Annotated in this window: 15 protein-coding genes; all 15 read right to left on the reverse strand. The window is 74.4% G+C overall.

Features of this window, described 5'->3' with window-relative positions; all coding sequences use genetic code 11:
• Positions 1–6: 6 nt before the first annotated feature.
• Complete coding sequence (locus tag SERN_RS11535) at positions 7–609, reverse strand: HAD family hydrolase (RefSeq protein ID WP_233251641.1); 603 nt, start codon at positions 607–609, stop codon at positions 7–9.
• Between the two features lie 11 nt (positions 610–620).
• The gene (locus SERN_RS11540; protein ID WP_135850253.1) at positions 621–2,870 is read right to left on the reverse strand and encodes a primosomal protein N' family DNA-binding protein; all 2,250 of its coding nucleotides are present in this window, start codon (positions 2,868–2,870) and stop codon (positions 621–623) included.
• A gap of 13 nt (positions 2,871–2,883) precedes the next feature.
• Positions 2,884–4,092: a methionine adenosyltransferase gene (gene metK / locus SERN_RS11545; RefSeq protein WP_408640874.1), complete on the reverse strand. Its 1,209-nt coding sequence runs from the start codon at positions 4,090–4,092 to the stop codon at positions 2,884–2,886.
• Positions 4,093–4,124: 32 nt separating this feature from the next.
• On the reverse strand, positions 4,125–5,384 hold the full coding sequence (coaBC, locus tag SERN_RS11550; RefSeq protein ID WP_135850543.1) for a bifunctional phosphopantothenoylcysteine decarboxylase/phosphopantothenate--cysteine ligase CoaBC: 1,260 nt from the start codon (positions 5,382–5,384) through the stop codon (positions 4,125–4,127).
• 4 nt (positions 5,385–5,388) lie between these two features.
• Positions 5,389–5,652, reverse strand: coding sequence for a DNA-directed RNA polymerase subunit omega (gene rpoZ / locus SERN_RS11555; RefSeq protein WP_135850255.1), 264 nt, complete (start codon positions 5,650–5,652; stop codon positions 5,389–5,391).
• Positions 5,653–5,765: 113 nt separating this feature from the next.
• The gene (gene gmk / locus SERN_RS11560) at positions 5,766–6,362 is read right to left on the reverse strand and encodes a guanylate kinase (RefSeq protein ID WP_233251642.1); all 597 of its coding nucleotides are present in this window, start codon (positions 6,360–6,362) and stop codon (positions 5,766–5,768) included.
• Position 6,363: 1 nt separating this feature from the next.
• A complete protein-coding gene (gene mihF, locus SERN_RS11565) occupies positions 6,364–6,675 on the reverse strand; it encodes an integration host factor, actinobacterial type (protein WP_135850256.1) in 312 nt (103 codons plus the stop codon).
• A gap of 242 nt (positions 6,676–6,917) precedes the next feature.
• Positions 6,918–7,778, reverse strand: a complete 861-nt coding sequence (locus tag SERN_RS11570; protein WP_135850257.1) for a tyrosine-protein phosphatase — start codon at positions 7,776–7,778, stop codon at positions 6,918–6,920.
• Positions 7,775–8,638, reverse strand: coding sequence for an orotidine-5'-phosphate decarboxylase (gene pyrF, locus SERN_RS11575; protein WP_135850258.1), 864 nt, complete (start codon positions 8,636–8,638; stop codon positions 7,775–7,777). Before pyrF ends, SERN_RS11570 begins: the two co-directional genes overlap by 4 nt.
• Positions 8,635–11,976 (reverse strand): carbamoyl-phosphate synthase large subunit, encoded by a 3,342-nt coding sequence (gene carB / locus SERN_RS11580; protein ID WP_135850259.1) that lies wholly within the window; start codon positions 11,974–11,976, stop codon positions 8,635–8,637. The genes pyrF and carB overlap by 4 nt, the downstream gene beginning before the upstream one ends.
• Positions 11,976–13,211, reverse strand: coding sequence for a glutamine-hydrolyzing carbamoyl-phosphate synthase small subunit (gene carA, locus SERN_RS11585; protein WP_135850260.1), 1,236 nt, complete (start codon positions 13,209–13,211; stop codon positions 11,976–11,978). The genes carB and carA overlap by 1 nt, the downstream gene beginning before the upstream one ends.
• Positions 13,208–13,732, reverse strand: coding sequence for a PH-like domain-containing protein (locus SERN_RS11590; protein ID WP_233251643.1), 525 nt, complete (start codon positions 13,730–13,732; stop codon positions 13,208–13,210). The genes carA and SERN_RS11590 overlap by 4 nt, the downstream gene beginning before the upstream one ends.
• Entirely contained in the window at positions 13,729–15,054 is a 1,326-nt protein-coding gene (locus SERN_RS11595) for a dihydroorotase (RefSeq protein WP_135850261.1), read from the reverse strand. The genes SERN_RS11590 and SERN_RS11595 overlap by 4 nt, the downstream gene beginning before the upstream one ends.
• Positions 15,054–16,004 carry an aspartate carbamoyltransferase catalytic subunit gene (locus SERN_RS11600; RefSeq protein ID WP_135850262.1) on the reverse strand — a complete coding sequence of 317 codons (951 nt, stop codon included), beginning with the start codon at positions 16,002–16,004 and terminating at the stop codon, positions 15,054–15,056. Before SERN_RS11600 ends, SERN_RS11595 begins: the two co-directional genes overlap by 1 nt.
• Entirely contained in the window at positions 16,004–16,645 is a 642-nt protein-coding gene (gene pyrR, locus SERN_RS11605) for a bifunctional pyr operon transcriptional regulator/uracil phosphoribosyltransferase PyrR (protein ID WP_135850263.1), read from the reverse strand. The genes SERN_RS11600 and pyrR overlap by 1 nt, the downstream gene beginning before the upstream one ends.
• Positions 16,646–16,658: the final 13 nt, after the last annotated feature.

The raw sequence follows: 16,658 nt of genomic DNA on the forward strand, positions 1-16,658 counted from the left end.
TCGATTCTAGGCGTGCGCGAGATCCAGCACCGCGAGCTCGCGCCGCAGCACCGTCGCCGTCGTGAAGACGTGTCCCCGGAAGCCCAGCGCCCGTGCCGCCTCGACGTTCTCGGCTCGGTCGTCGACGAAGAGCGCCCGTGCCGGCTCGACCTCGTGCGTGGCGACCAGGTGCTCGTAGATCGCGGGATCCGGCTTGACCAGGCCGATCTCCCCGGAGACCACCACGGCCTCGAGCTCGCCGATCGCGGGCACCGCGGCGACCCCGCGCGGGAACGTCTCGGTCGACCAGTTCGTCAGTCCGAGCAGCCTGGTGCCACGCTCGCGCAGCTCCCCGACGAGCTCGGGCATGCCCGCCACGGGTCCGACCAGCGTCGCGGCGAACTCCCGCTCGTACTGCTCGACGAACCCGGCGGTCCCCGGCCACCGCGCGGCGACCTCGATCTCGAGGTCCGCCCACCGCTCCCCGGCGTCGGCGCGCAGGTTCAGGTCGTGGAAACCGATGCGCCCGGCGACGGCGTCCCACTCCTGCCGCGTCAGGTCCGGATGGGCGCGCCACGGCTCCCACGAGACGAGAACCTGCCCGAGGTCCAGCACGACGGTGTCGATCACGCCGCCCATCCTCACAGGTCCCTCGGGTCGACGACGACGCGCACCGACCCCGCCCGCTTGTGCGCGCTGCGGACCCCGAGAGCCTCCTTCACGGCGCGCGAGAGCGCCGCCCCGTCGGCGAGCGAGGAGCGCAGCAGCAGCCGCGAGGGATCGACGACGTCGTCCTCGCCCTCCTCGGTGGCGCCCCGCCCTCGCCCGCCGGGCCCCGTCGCGGGGGGCGGTACCGGGAACGGTCCGAGCACCTCGGCCCCGGTCGACGGCTGGAGCTCGGAGCGCAGGTCCGTCACGGCCCCGAGCGATCCGGTCACGGTCACCACGCGCGCCGACGGCGGGAACCGCAGCTCGGCGCGTTCGGCCAGCTCCCGCTGCGCGTGCCCGACGGCGTCCCACCGCACCAGCGCCTGCACGACGGCGGGTGTGCCGCCCCCGACCACGACGACGCGACCGCCGTCGGACGCCGGGCGCGCGAGCCACGCCGCCGCGAACCAGCGCCGCAGCGCCTCCTCGCTCCCCGACAGACCGGGCAGCGACGTCGCCAGGGCGCCGTCCAGCAGCACGACGCACGCGTAGCCGCCCTCGGCCTCGGGTTCGGCACCGGGCGTGGCCACGACGATCCGGGGCGCGGCGTCCACGCCGTCGACGATCCCGTGGCCGGACTCGCTCGCGGTCACCGGGGTCTGCGGGAACGCCCGCCCCAGCTCCTCGGCGGTCCGCATCGACCCCACGCGCACCGCACGCAGGCTCGACGAGCCGCACTCCGGGCAGTGCCAGTCCTCCGCGACCGTGCCGCACGCACCGCACACCGGCGGTCCCGACGCCGGCATCGTCAGCGTGCCGCCGCAGGCCGCGCAGCGCGCCGGCGTGCGGCAGCGACCGCACGCGAGGTGCGGCAGGTATCCCGCGCGCGGCGTCTGCACGAGCACGGGTCCGATGGCGAGACCGGCGCGCACCGCCTCCCACACGGGTGTCGGGATGCGCGCGTGACCACCGGGGCCGGAGCGCGCGAGCTCCTCGGCGTCCGGGGCGCTGACGCGCGGCGCGAGTGCGCGCAGCAGCCCGCGATCGGCCCGGAGGGAGACCGCCCAGCCCGTCTCCACGAGGTGCTGCGACCAGACCGAGCGCGACGGCGACGCGATGAGCACCGCGGTCCGCTCGGGCAGCGCGCGCATCGCGAGCACCTGGGCCGCGTGCGGGTAGGGCGAGCGCTGCTCGACGAGCGAGTCGTCGCCGTCGTCCCAGCAGACGACGAGCCCGAGATCGTCGACGGGGGCCCACGCCGCCGACCGCGTCCCGACGACGACGCGCGCCAGCCCCGTCAGCGCCCGCAGGTGCGCCCGGGCGCGCACGGACGGCCCGTCGGACGCGACGAGCCTGGCGACCTCCTCGCCCAGGTGATCGGTCAGGTAGGGCACGAGCGCGTCGACGTCGCGCAGGTCAGGGACGACGACCAGCACGCCCCGGCCCGCCGCACGCACCTCGCGCGCGGCGACCACGAGCGCCTCGCGCCACGCGGCCGGCCCGCCGACGACGGTCCACACCGCTCGCGGCGCCTCGCCCCCGCGGAGGCGGCGCAGGAGGGCGGGGCCGCCGGGGACGTCGGCCCAGGGGCCGGGGTGGGGGTCGGGGTCGGACGTGGGCTCGGTGCCCCCACCGGTCCCGGCGTCGGGTCCGGCGTCGGTCCCGCCTTCGGGTCCACCGTCCGCCACCGATCGCGTCTCCGCCACCGATCGCGGCTCCGCCTCCGCCTTCGCCAGCGCCGTCAGCACGCCCGCCTCGGCTCGCGCGTGCCGGGGCGGCACCGCGAACCGGAGCACGTCGGTCAACGTCCCGGCGTACCGGTCCGCGACGGCGCGCGCCAGCGCCAGCACCGCCGGCGTCAGCGACGCGACGGGCGAGACGAGACGCCGCACGGGGGTGAGCCGTCGGCCGACGTCCTCCGGGCCGAGGTCGCGCACGCCGAGCACCCAGCCGTCGCGCTCCCGACCCGCGAACCGGACCTTCACCCGGGTCCCCGGCACGACGTCGTCCGGGCCGTCGGCGCCGGCGAGCTCGTCCGGCACCAGGTAGTCGAACGCGCGGTCCAGGTGCGGCAGCGGCACCTCGACGGCGATCTGCGCCACCCGGCTCCCGGCCACCGGCAGGTCGTGACGACCGGCGGGTGCGCCGGACGGCGTCGCGACACCGGCCACGACGGGTGCACCGAACAGCGCGTCGTGGCCCGCCGCGTCCGCCGCCCCCGCGCGGCCCGGCGTGGTGGTCACGGGCGCGTGCTGGTCAGACGGCGGCGCGCAGGGCGTCGGCGCGGTCGGTGCGCTCCCACGTGAACGCGGGCAGCTCGCGACCGAAGTGGCCGTAGTTGGACGTCTGCGCGTAGATCGGCCGCAGCAGGTCGAGCGCGTCGATGATCGCGGCCGGGCGCAGGTCGAACGTCTGCGAGATGGCGGCGCTGATCGCCTCGTTCGTGACGCCGTCGGCCTCGGTCCCGAACGTCTCCACGTACACGCCGACCGGGTGCGCCCGGCCGATCGCGTAGGCGACCTGGACCTCGCACCGGCGCGCGAGCCCGGCGGCGACGACGTTCTTGGCCACCCAGCGCATCGCGTACGCGGCCGAGCGGTCCACCTTGGAGGGGTCCTTGCCGGAGAACGCGCCGCCGCCGTGGCGGGCCATGCCGCCGTACGTGTCGACGATGATCTTGCGGCCGGTGAGGCCGGCGTCGCCCATCGGACCACCGAGCGTGAACGCCCCGGTCGGGTTGACCAGGAGGCGCAGTCCCGCGACGTCGACGCCGTCGGGCACGTGCTCGGCTAGCACCGGGGCGAGCACGTGCTCGCGCAGGGCCACGGCCAGCGCCTCCTCGGTGAGGTCGGGCGAGTGCTGGGCGGAGATCACGACCGTCGCGAGCGCGGCCGGGCGGTCGCCGTCGTAGTCGATGGTGACCTGGGTCTTGCCGTCGGGGCGCAGGCCCTCGACGACACCGTTCTTGCGGACGGCGCTGAGGCGCTCCGCGAGGCGGTGCGCCAGGTGGATGGGCAGCGGCATCAGCGTGGGGGTCTCGTCGGCGGCGTAGCCGAACATCAGTCCCTGGTCACCGGCGCCCTGGGCGTCGTACGGGTCCACGGCGACGCCGTCGCGCACCTCGAGCGAGTCCGTGAGGCCCTGCTCGATCTCCTGCGACTGCTGCCCGATCGACAGCGACACCCCGCACGAGGACCCGTCGAACCCGACCTCGGAGGAGGTGTAGCCGATCCCGGAGATGACCTCGCGGACGAGAGCCGGCATCTCGACGTAGCCCGTCGTGTTGATCTCCCCGGCGACGTGCACCAGACCGGTCGTGACCAGCGTCTCCACGGCCACGCGAGCGTGGGGGTCGGCGGCCAGCAGGGCGTCGAGGATCGAGTCGGAGACGAGGTCGCTCACCTTGTCGGGGTGGCCCTCGGTGACGGACTCGGAGGTGAAGCTGCGCAGGGTGGTCACAACGATCGAGGGTAGTGCAGGGGTCCGACAACCCGGAGTCAGCGGCCCCGGCGTCCCACGATGAGGTCCACGAGGCCCCAGGCGACGTCGATCTTGGAGCCGTCGGCGCGCCCGACCTCCTCGCCCGCGGCGTCGAGCACGACGACCGCGTTGGGGACGTCACCGAACCCGGCGCTCTCGCCCACCACGTTGACGGCCAGCAGGTCGGCGCCCTTGCGCACGGCCTTCGCGCGCCCGTGGGCCGCGGCGTCCCGCTGCGCGTCGCCGGTCTCGGCGGCGAACCCGACGACGATCTGGCCCGGGTGTCGGCGTCCGACGAGCCCGGCGAGGACGTCGGGGTTCTCGACGAGCGTGAGGGTGAGGTCCGCGCCCGACTTCTTCAGCTTGGCGGCGCCCGCGGTGGCGGGGCGGTAGTCGGCGACGGCCGCGGCCATCACGACGACGTCGCACGCGGGGGCGAGGTCGGTCATGGCGCGCTCGAGGTCGAGCGCGGTGCTCACGTGCACGACGCGGTGCTCCGGCGCGCCCGCGCGGGACGGGCCGTCCAGCGGGACCTCGACGTGGGCGGCCACGAGCGTGACGTCCGCGCCGCGGGCTGCGAGCGCGTCGGCCACCGCGAGGCCCTGGCGACCGGAGGATCGGTTGCCGAGGAAGCGGACGGGGTCGAGCGGCTCGCGCGTGCCGCCGGCGCTGACGACGGCGCGGACCCCGGCGAGGTCGTGTGCGCCCTCGCGGTCGGGCTGGTGCGCGGACGACGTCGTCGCGACGGCACCCTCACCGACGAGCGCCAGCGCGGCGGCGGCGATGGCCGAGGGCTCCGGGAGGCGTCCCTCACCGGAGTCGGTCCCGGCGAGGCGGCCGGAGTCCGGGTCGAGCACGTGGATGCCACGCTCGCGCAGCAGCGCGACGTTCGCGCGCGTGGCGGGGTGGCGCCACATCTCGGTGTGCATCGCCGGGGCGACGAGCACCGGACAGGTGACGGTCAGCATCGTGGCCGTCAGGAGGTCGTCGGCCCGGCCGTGCGCCAGGCGGGCGAGGAGATCGGCGGTGGCCGGTGCGATCACGGCCAGCTCGATGCTCCGGCCGAGGTGGACGTGCTCCACCTCGGCGGCGTTGGTCCAGACGTCGGTGCTCACCCGGTGCCCGGCGAGGGCCTCCCAGGTGGGCCGCCCGACGAACTCGAGCGCGGACGCCGTCGGGACCACGTGCACGTCGTGCCCGCTCTCGGCCAGCAGACGAAGGAGCAGCACCGACTTGTAGGCGGCGATGCCCCCGCTGACCCCGAGCAGGACGCGCAGGGGACTACTCCTCGTTGGCGGAGTAGGTGAGCAGGCCCTTGTTGATCTCGCGCATCGCGATGGAGAGAGGCTTCTCCTGCGGGCGGGTCTCCACCAGCGGGCCGACGTACTCGAGCAGGCCCTCGTGGAGCTGCGCGTAGTAGGCGTTGATCTGGCGTGCACGCTTGGAGGAGTACAGCACCAGCGCGTACTTGGAGTCGGCGACCTCGAGGAGCTCGTCGATGGGCGGGTCGGTGATGCCCTCGGGCTGTGCGACAGTTCCGGACATGGGTGGATCCTTCCAGCGGGGGGAACAGCGGCCCACCCTACCAGCGAGGGCCGCGCCGATCGGCGGGTCCGGCCGCGCGGGTCGCGGTGGCGTACGTCTCGTGCGGGTCGGCGTCAGGCCTGCATGAGCGAGGCGAGCTCGTCCGTGGCGCGCGCGACGGAGTCGTTGACGACGACGTGGTCGAACTCGCGCTCGGCGGCGAGCTCGACGCGGGCCGTCGCCAGACGCCGCTCGCGCTCCTCCTCGTTCTCGGTACCGCGCCCGACGAGCCGCTGCACGAGGTCCTCCCAGGTGGGGGGCGCGAGGAACACGAACCGCGAGCCGGGCATGGTGCGCCGCACCTGGCGGGCACCCTGCAGGTCGATCTCCAGGAGCGCGGGGACGCCGGCGGCGAGCTGCTCCTCGACCGGTCCGCGCGGCGTGCCGTAGCGGTGGCGCCCGTGGACGACGGCCCACTCGAGCAGGTCGTCACGCTCGGTCATCGCGTCGAAGGTCGCCTCGTCGACGAAGTGGTAGTGCACCCCGTCGATCTCGCCGGGACGCGGCGCGCGCGTGGTCGCGGAGACGGAGAGCCAGATGTGCGGGTACCGCGTCCGGATGTCGGCCGAGACGGTGCCCTTGCCCACGGCCGTCGGGCCGGCGAGCACCGTGAGGCGAGGGATGCCACCGGTGCTGCTGCCACCACCCGACGTGGTCTGCTGCGCCGCCACCTCAGCCGAACCGGGAGACGAGGGCGTCGCGCTGGTGCGGCCCGAGACCGCGGACACGCCGGGTCTCGGCGATGCCGACCTCGGCCATGATCTGCTTCGCGCGCACGGGTCCGACGCCGGGGAGCGCCTCGAGCAGCGCGCTCACCTTGAGCTTGCCGATGGCCTCGTCGCTCTCGGCCGCCTCCAGGACGCTGGACAGGGAGGCACCGGAGTACTTCAGGCGGTTCTTCACCTCGGCGCGGGTGGCTCGGGCCTGCGCGGCCTTGGCGAGCGCGTCCGCGCGCTGCTGCGGCGTCAGTTCGGGAAGTGCCACCGGTGAATCTCCTGCCTGATGAACGGGGGTGCTACAGCAACCTAGCGGGACCGTCAGCGACGGGCAACGTGACCACCTCGCCCGGCGCCGCGACGGGACGGCCGCACCGCCGTGCTCGCTGGGCACGGGTGGCCGCACCCCGCGCTCGCTGTGCCCGGGTGGTCGCACGAACGGGTCCCGGGCGGCCAGCCGCGCACAGCGAGCGGGCGTGGCCCCGGCGGGACCGCTTCGCGGGACCGGGGCTAGTCGGTCGGACGCAGGCGCGCCGCGAGGCGCTCCAGCGCGACGTCGTCCACACCCGCCGCCGCGGCGAACCCCGCCAGGCTGCCGTGGGAGGCCGTCACGGTCGCGAGGGCCCCGCGCAGCGACGCCGCGTCCACGCCCAGGATCGGTGCGAGGAGCGCCGGATCGACGCCGGGCACGGCCGGCACGACGGCGCGCTGCGCCGCCGTCGCGTGGTTGGAGTAGAGGAAGTCGGTCTCGACGGCGTCGGGGTCGGCGCCGGCCAGCAGCGCGGCGAGCGCGACCACCACCCCCGTGCGGTCCTTGCCTGCCGAGCAGTGCACGACGACGGCGCCCTGCGCGTCCGCGATCACGCGCAGCGCGCGTCCGAGCTGCGCCACGGCCTCGGGCGAGGTGACGATCTCGCGGTAGACCTCGGCCATCAGCTCGGCCGCCCAGCCCGGGCGGTGCACGAGCTCCACGAACCGGGCCATCGCGTCGGGGTCGCTGCCGCGGCCCGCGATCTGACCGGCCAGCGCTCCCCCGGGCGTGATCGGCAGCCGGTGCACCCGCACGCCGGCGGGGACGGCGTCGCCGCCCTGGTGGTCGGCCTCGGCGTCGCTGCGCAGATCGACGACGTCGCTCACGCCGAGCTCCGTCAGGCGTGCCCGACCCGCCGGTGTCAGGCCCGGGAGCGCGGCCGTGCGCAGCAGCACACCGGGACGGATCCCGGCCAGCGCCGCGGCGTCTCGGTCGTTCCACGTGCCCTCGATCCCGAGCGAGACGCCGCGGGGATCGAGCTCGGCCGGGTCCAGGTGATCGAACGGGCCGGGCCCGGGCGCGCGCTCGGCCGGTGACGAGGCCGGAGGTCCGCCGGTCACGGCTGATCCTCGAGCTCGCGGCGAGCCTGGTCCGCGGCCGCGACGAGCGAGCCCGCGTCGGGCCCCGCCCCCAGCACGCCGCGCGAGGTCGAGGGCAGCGAGCGCGGCCAGGCCGCGCCGACGACGGCGCGCACGTCGGCCGCCGTCCCGCCCTGCGCCCCGAGGCCGGGCACCAGCAGCGGCCCGCCGACGGCCTCGAGGTCGACGCCGAGCGTCGCCGCGGCGTCGCGGACGGTCGCGCCCACGACGAGCCCGACGCTCCCCATCACCGCCCCCGCCGCGATCTCGGCGGCGTTGCGCTCCCCCGCCGCCCGCGCGATGCGGGCCGCGACGCTCGTCCCGTCGGCCTCGCGCGCGTGCTGCACGCTCGCCCCCTCAGGGTTGGAGGTGAGGCAGAGCGCGAACACACCGCGTCCGTGCGCGGCGGCAGTCTCCAGCGCAGGGATCAGCGATCCGAACCCGAGGTAGGTCGACAGCGTGACGGCGTCGCCCGCGAGCGGCGAGCCCTCGCGCAGGAACGCGTCGGCGTAGCCCTGCATGGTCGAGCCGATGTCGCCGCGCTTGGCGTCCACGATGCTGAGGCCGCCGGCGGCCCGGATCGCGGCCACCACCTCCTCCAGCACCGCGACGCCGGCGGACCCGTGCCGCTCGTAGAACGCGGCCTGCGGCTTCAGCACGCCGACCCGGGTGGCGAGGGCGTCGACCGTCCGCAGCGAGAACTCCCGCAGCCCGGCGACGTCGTCGCGCAGGCCCCACGCCGCCAGCAGCGAGGCGTGCGGGTCGACACCGACCGTCAGCCGACCGCGCGCGTCGATCGCCTCGGCGAGCCGGTCACCGAACGGTCGCACGCCGTCGCTCACGCCTGCACCGTCGCGAGCTTCTCGGCGACCGCCAGCTTCTCCGCACGCTCGGTGTTGAACTCCTGGAGCGAGCGCACCGCGAACGGACCGCGCCGGATCGCCTCGATGCCGAGCACGGCGACCGCGAACTGCTGGATCGTCGTGACGATCGGCTTGTCGACGGCGGTCGTGGCGGTCCGGATGTCGTACCCGTCGGCGCGCGCGCCCTGACCGTTGGGGGTGTTCACGACCATGTCGATCTCACCCGCCACGATCATGTCCAGGACCGTGCCCTCGCCGTCGGGGCCGGGGCCGTCCGACGCCTTGCGCACGAGCGTGGTGTCGATGCCGTAGCGGCGCAGGACGTCGGCCGTCCCCGTCGTCGCGAGGATCTCGAAGCCGAGCTCGACCAGACGGGCGACCGGGAACACGATCGAGCGCTTGTCGCGGTCGGCGACCGAGACGAAGACGCGCCCCGTCGTCGGCAGGCCGCCGTACGCGGCCGCCTGCGACTTCGCGAACGCGAGCGGCACGTCGACGTCGAAGCCCATGACCTCGCCCGTCGAGCGCATCTCCGGGCCGAGGACGGTGTCCACCACGGTGCCCGCCGCCGTCCGGAACCGCTTGAACGGGAGCACGGCCTCCTTGACGGCGACCGGGGAGTCGGCGGGGACGTGCGCGCCGTCGAGCTCGGGCAGGCGGCCCTGCGCGCGGAGCTCCGCGATCGGGACGCCCGACATCACCAGTGCCGCGGCCTGCGCGAGCTGCACGCCCGTGGCCTTGGCCACGAACGGCACGGTGCGCGAGGCCCGCGGGTTCGCCTCGAGCACGTAGAGGATGTCGGAGGAGAGCGCGTACTGGACGTTGAGCAGACCGCGGACGCCGACTCCGCGCGCGATCGCCTCGGTGGAGGCGCGGATGCGGTCGATCTCCCGGCGCGAGAGCGTGACGGACGGCAGCACGCACGCGGAGTCGCCGGAGTGGATCCCGGCCTCCTCGATGTGCTCCATGATCCCGCCGAGGTAGAGCTCCTCGCCGTCGTAGAGCGCGTCGACGTCGATCTCGATCGCCTCGTCCAGGAAGCGGTCGATGAGCACCGGGGCGGCGAACACCTCGGCGCCCTCCCCCGTGACCGGGGTGGAGCGACGGACGTAGTCGGTGAGCTGCTCGGCGTCGTAGACGATCTCCATGCCGCGTCCGCCGAGCACGTAGCTGGGACGGACGAGCACCGGGTAGCCGACGCGGTCGGCGACCTCGAGCGCCTGCGGCAGCGACGTCGCCGTGCCGAACGCCGGTGCCGGCAGCCCGGCGGCCACCAGCACGCCTCCGAAGATCCCGCGGTCCTCGGCGGCGTCGATGGCCTCGGGCGACGTGCCCCAGATCGGGAGCCCCGCCTTCGCGAGCCGGTCGGCGAGCGCGAGCGGCGTCTGACCGCCGAGCTGCACGATGACCCCGGCCACGGGCCCGACGGCGAGCTCGGCCTCGTAGATCTCCACGACGTCCTCGAACGTCAGCGGTTCGAAGTACAGGCGATCGGCCGTGTCGTAGTCGGTCGAGACCGTCTCGGGGTTGCAGTTGACCATGATGGTCTCGTAGGTGTCCTTGAGCGCCAGGGCGGCGTGCACGCACGAGTAGTCGAACTCGATGCCCTGACCGATCCGGTTCGGACCCGAGCCCAGGATGATGACCGCGGGGCGGTCGCGCGGCAGCACCTCGGTCTCGGTGTCGTAGGAGGAGTAGTGGTAGGGCGTGCGCGCCTCGAACTCCGCCGCGCACGTGTCGACAGTCTTGTAGACGGGGCGCAGCCCGTAGGCGTGCCGGACCTCGCGCACGGTCGCCTCGGCCAGGTGGCGGATCTCGGCGATCTGGAGGTCGGAGAAGCCGTGCCGCTTCGCGCGGCGCAGCACGCCCTCGCCCAGGGCGGGCGCCTGCGCCAGCTCGTCGGCCACCTCCTGCAGGAGCAGCAGCTGGTCCAGGAACCACGGGTCGATCGCCGTCGCCTCGTAGAGCTCCTCGACGGTCGCGCCGCCGCGGATCGCCTGCTGCACCTGCAGCAGACGGTCCTGCGTGGCTGTCCGCGCGGCCTCGACCAGAGCGGCGGTCGCCTGGGCGTCCGGCGCCTCCCCGCGCCAGTGCAGACCGGCGCCCGGGGTGTCGATCGAGCGCAGCGCCTTGTTCAGCGCCTCGGTGAAGTTGCGGCCCATGGCCATGGCCTCGCCGACCGACTTCATGGTGGTCGTCAGGCGCGCGTCGGCCGCCGGGAACTTCTCGAACGCGAACCGGGGCACCTTGACCACGACGTAGTCGAGCGTCGGCTCGAAGCTCGCCGGCGTCGAGCCCGTGATGTCGTTCGGGATCTCGTCGAGCGTGTAGCCGACGGCGAGGCGCGCGGCGATCTTGGCGATCGGGAAGCCGGTGGCCTTGGAGGCGAGCGCGGAGGAGCGCGAGACGCGCGGGTTCATCTCGATGACCACGACGCGGCCCGTCGTCGGGTGCACCGCGAACTGCACGTTGCAGCCACCGGTGTCCACGCCGACCTCGCGGATGATCGCGATGCCGACGTCGCGCAGCTTCTGGTACTCGCGGTCGGTCAGCGTCATGGCGGGCGCCACGGTGATGGAGTCGCCCGTGTGAACCCCGACGGGGTCGAGGTTCTCGATGGAGCACACGACCACCACGTTGTCGGCGCGGTCGCGCATCAGCTCGAGCTCGAACTCCTTCCAGCCGAGGATCGACTCCTCCAGGAGCACCTCGGTGGTCGGCGAGTAGTGCAGTCCCTGGCCGGCGATCTGACGCAGCTCGGCCTCGTCGTAGGCGATGCCCGAGCCGAGGCCGCCCATGGTGAAGGAGGGACGGACCACGAGCGGGTAGCCGAGGTCCTCGACCGCGGCCAGCACCTCGTCCATCGTGTGGCAGATCGTGCTGCGCGCCGACTCGGCGCCGCACCGCTCGACGACCCCCTTGAACTGCTGGCGGTCCTCGGCGAGGTGGATCGAGGCGATGTTGGCGCCGATGAGCTCGACGCCGTGCTCGGCGAGCACGCCCGCCTCGTCCAGCGCGATGGCCGTGTTCAGCGCGGTCTGTCCGCCCAGGGTCGGCAGGAGCGCGTCCGGCTTCTCCTTGGCGATGATCGCGGCGACGACCTCGGGCGTGATCGGCTCGACGTAGGTCGCGTCGGCGAACTCGGGGTCGGTCATGATCGTGGCCGGGTTGGAGTTGACGAGGATGACCCGCAGGCCCTCCTCGCGCAGCACGCGGCACGCCTGGGTGCCCGAGTAGTCGAACTCCGCGGCCTGTCCGATGACGATCGGGCCGGACCCGATCACGAGGACCGAGCGCAGATCGGTGCGGCGGGGCATCAGACGTTCTCCTTCGGTGATGACGCTGTCGTCGCGGTCGAGGCGTCGCGACGCGCGGTGATCAGGTCCACGAAACGGTCGAAGAGGTAGGCGGCGTCGTGCGGTCCGGCGGCGGCCTCCGGGTGGTACTGCACCGAGAAGGCGGGCACGTCCAGGCACTCCAGGCCCTCGACCACCTGGTCGTTCAGGCCCACGTGCGAGACGATCGCGCGGCCGTAGCGGCCGCCGTCGTGGGGCGTGGTGAACTCCTGGCCGATCGGCGCGTCGACGGCGAAGCCGTGGTTCTGGGAGGTGATCTCCACCTTGCCCGTGCGCACGTCCTTGACCGGCTGGTTGATCCCGCGGTGGCCGAACGTCAGCTTGTACGTGCCGAGCCCGAGCGCGCGGCCCAGGATCTGGTTGCCGAAGCAGATGCCGAAGTAGGGCACGCGGGCGTCGAGGACCTCGCGCAGCAGCGCGACCTCGGCCTCGGCGGCCGCGGGGTCACCGGGTCCGTTGGAGAAGAACACGCCGTCGGGGGCGTGCTCGGCGATCTGCGCGTAGGTGCCACCGGTCGGCACGACGACGACGCGCAGCCCGCGCTCGGCGAGCCGCACCGGCGTCATCGTCTTGATCCCGAGGTCGACGGCGACGACGGTGCCCACGGGCTCGGTCCAGTCACCGATCGGCTCGACGACGTACGTCTCCCGGGTCGTGACCTCACGCGCCAGGTCGGACCCGGCCATCCGCGGCGCGGTGCGGACGCGCTCGACGAGCTCGTCGATGCCGCGCCGACCGGGGTGGGCGGGCAGGGCATCACCCGAGAAGATGCCGGCCCGCATCGAGCCGGCGGAGCGGAGGTGGCGCGTCAGGCTGCGCGTGTCGACCTCCGAGATGCCCACGACGCCCTGCTCGACGAGCTCGTCGTCCAGCGTCGAGGTGGAGCGCCAGCTCGAGGGGGTGCGGGCGGGGTCGCGCACGACGAACCCGGAGACCCAGATGCGGCGGCTCTCGGCGTCGTCGGTGTTCACGCCCGTGTTGCCGATGTGCGGCGCCGTCATCACGACGATCTGGCGGTGGTAGCTCGGGTCGGTGATCGTCTCCTGGTACCCGGTCATCCCGGTGGAGAAGACGATCTCGCCCAGCGTCTGGCCGCGCGCGCCCCAGGCGCGGCCGACCAGGTGGGTGCCGTCCTCGAGGACGAGGAGGGCCGTGTCGGGGGCGGTGTCGGGCGAGACGTCGTGCGCGGGGGTCATGCGGGGTCCTTCGCGTCGGTGCCGGCGAGCGGTGCGGGAGCGGTGGGGGTGAGGGCGTTGATCGCCTCGATCAGCGGGTCGCGATCGGCGGCGTAGCGGGTGCGGATGCCGGTGTCGAGCGCGCGGTCCTCGCGCTGCCAGCGCAGCACGACGAGGCCGTGGCGGCCCGGCACCTTGCCGGCGATGCCGCTCTCGCGGCGCGCGCCGCGCAGGTCGGCGGTCGGGACGGCGACGTCGGGCGCGCCACGGCGGCGCAGCCACACGCCGTCGGGCGAGACCTGGACGCGGACGGCCGAGCGCACACCGAGACCATCGGCGGCGATGCGGTCGAGCCACTCCCCCGCCGTCGTCGTCGAGACGTACACGCCCTCGACGTCCAGGGTCGGCTCGGCGCTCGGCTCGGAGGCGGCCGCGGCGACGCCGGCGGTGCGGCGCGCCCGGGCACGCCAGCCGACCCACATCAGCGCCAGCAGCGCGAGCCCCAGGACGATGAGGAGCCCGACGGCGTACGGCCGGCTCACGCGTGGGCCCCGGTGCGGGACGGTGCGAGCACGGCCACCGTGTCGGCGATCGTGGCGCGGCCGCGCAGGAAGGTCCAGCGGACCTCACCGGGCAGCTCGCGGCCCGCGAACGGCGAGTTGCGGCTCGCGGTCTGCTGCACGCGCGGGTCGATCGTGCGTCGCGCGGCCGGGTCGACCAGCGTGAGGTTCGCCGGTTCGCCGACGGCGATCGGCCGGCCGTGGTCGGTCACGCGGCCGATGCGCGCGGGCGTGTGCGAGAGAACGCGGGCGACGTCGGCCCACGTGAAGGAGCCCTCCTCGACCATGACCTGCTGCACGACGGCGAGGCACGTCTCCAGCCCGGTCATGCCGAACGCGGCGGCGGCCCACTCGCAGTCCTTGTCCTGGACGGCGTGCGGGGCGTGGTCGGTGGCGACGACGTCGATCGTCCCGTCCGCGAGCCCGGCCCGGACGGCGGCGACGTCCTCGGCGGTGCGCAGCGGCGGGTTGACCTTGTAGACCGGGTCGTAGCTGCGCGCGAGCTCGTCGGTCAGGAGCAGGTGGTGCGGCGTCGCCTCGGCCGTCACGGCGATGCCGCGCGCCTTGGCCCACCGGATGATCTCGACGCTGCCCGCGGTGGAGAGGTGCTGCACGTGCAGCCGTCCGCCGACGTGCTCGGCGAGCAGCACGTCGCGCGCGATGATCGCCTCCTCCGCCACGGCGGGCCAGCCGGTCAGGCCGATCTCGGCGGACACGACGCCCTCGTGCATCTGCGCGTCGACCGTGAGGCGCGGCTCCTGGGCGTGCTGCGCGACGACGCCGTCGAACGCCTTGGTGTACTCCAGCGCGCGGCGCATGAGCACCGGGTCCCAGACGCACCTGCCGTCGTCGGAGAACACGCGCACGGCGGCGGCCGAGGTGGCCATCGCCCCGAGTTCCGCGAGGCGTTCGCCCGCCAGCCCGATCGTGACGGCCCCGACCGGGCGGACGTCGGCCCAGCCGGCGTCGCGCCCGAGGCGCCAGACCTGCTCGACGACGCCCGCGGTGTCGGCGACCGGGGCCGTGTTCGCCATGGCGTGGACGGCCGTGAAGCCACCCGCCGCGGCGGCACGGGTACCCGAGTCCACCGTCTCGGTGTCCTCGCGGCCGGGCTCGCGCAGGTGGGTGTGCAGGTCGACGAGACCGGGGAGCGCGACCAGACCGTCGGCGTCGATCACGGTGTCCTCGCTCCCGGCCTGCGACGCGGCGTCGCGGCCGAGGGCCACGACCACGCCGTCGCGCAGCAGGAGGTCGGTGCGCTCGGCGCCCAGGGGCGCGACGGATCGGACGAGGTAGCCGGGCATCATGCGTCTCCTTCGCCCGCGAGGTCACCCGCGAGCAGCGTGTACAGAACGGCCATGCGGACCGAGACGCCGTTCGCGACCTGCTCCACCACGGTGGAGCGGGGCGAGTCGGCCGCCTCGGCAGAGATCTCCAGGCCGCGGTTCATCGGGCCGGGGTGGAGCACGAGGGCGTGGTCGCTCAGGCGGCCCAGGCGGGTGCCGTCGAGCCCGTACCGGCGCGCGTACTCGCGCTCGGACGGGAAGAAGCCGCTCGTCATGCGCTCGCGCTGGACGCGGAGCATCATGACGGCGTCGACGTCGTCGGTCAGGGCGGCGTCGAGGTCGTAGGTGACCGCGCACCGCCAGCTCTCCACGCCGATCGGCAGCAGCGTCGGCGGGGCGACCAGCGTGACGCGCGCACCGAGCGTGGCGAGCAGGTCGACGTTGGACCGAGCGACGCGCGAGTGCAGCACGTCCCCCACCACCACGACGTGTCGGCCGGCGAGATCGCCGCGGCCGTCCGCGAGGTGGCGGCGCAGCGTGAACGCGTCGAGCAGCGCCTGGGTGGGGTGCTGGTGCATGCCGTCGCCGGCGTTGACGACCGGGGTGTCGATCCAGCCGGCGTGCGCCAGGCGGTGCGGGGCGCCGGAGGACGGGTGGCGCACGACGACGGCGTCCGCCCCGATCGCGCGCAGCGTCTGCGCGGTGTCCTTGAGCGACTCGCCCTTGGAGACGCTCGAACCCTTGGCCGAGAAGTTGATGACGTCGGCCGACAGTCGCTTCGCGGCGGCCTCGAACGAGATCCGCGTGCGGGTGGAGTCCTCGAAGAACAGGTTCACGATCGTCAGACCGCGCAGCGCCGGCAGCTTCTTGATGGTGCGCGACTGGGTCTGCGCCATCGCCTCGGCCGTGTCGAGCAGGGCGACGGCGGCGTCCCGGTCCAGGTCGGTCGTGCTCAGCAGGTGCCGCATCACTCGCTCCCCTCGCCGGTTCGTGACGGCTCGGGTGCGGCCGGCGCCTCCGGGGCGCCCGCGTCGGAGATGCTCACCGCGTCGTGCCCGTCGATCTCCGCCAGCTGCACCTGCACGCGCTCGCTCGTCGCGGTGGGGAGGTTCTTGCCGACGTAGTCGGCGCGGATCGGGAGCTGCCGGTGGCCGCGGTCCACGAGCGTCACCAGCTGGACCGACCGCGGGCGACCGAGGTCGGCCAGGGCGTCGAGCGCGGCCCGCACCGAGCGGCCGGAGTACAGGACGTCGTCGACGAGGATGACGGTCTTCTCGTCGATGCCGCCCTCGGGCAGGCGGGTCGGCGTCAGACCGCGCGTGGGGCGGCGACGGATGTCGTCGCGGTAGAGCGTGATGTCGATCTCGCCCACCGGGACGGTGACGGGGGCGGGGCCACGGCTGTCGTCGGGCTGCTGGCCCTGGGAACCGCGGGCGTCGGCCTGGGCGATGCGCCCCGCGAGACGCGTCGCGAGCGGGACGCCCCTGCGCGGGATCCCCAGGAGCACGAGGTCCGCGGAGCCGCGGTTGCGCTCCAGGATCTCGTGGGCGATGCGGGTGAGGGCGCGCGAGATCTCGTCGGACTCGAGCACCACACGTGTGGTCGGCACGGCTGCCTCCTTC

Origin of the sequence: Serinibacter arcticus (assembly GCF_004786095.1) — a bacterium.
GTDB lineage: Bacteria > Actinomycetota > Actinomycetes > Actinomycetales > Beutenbergiaceae > Litorihabitans > Litorihabitans arcticus.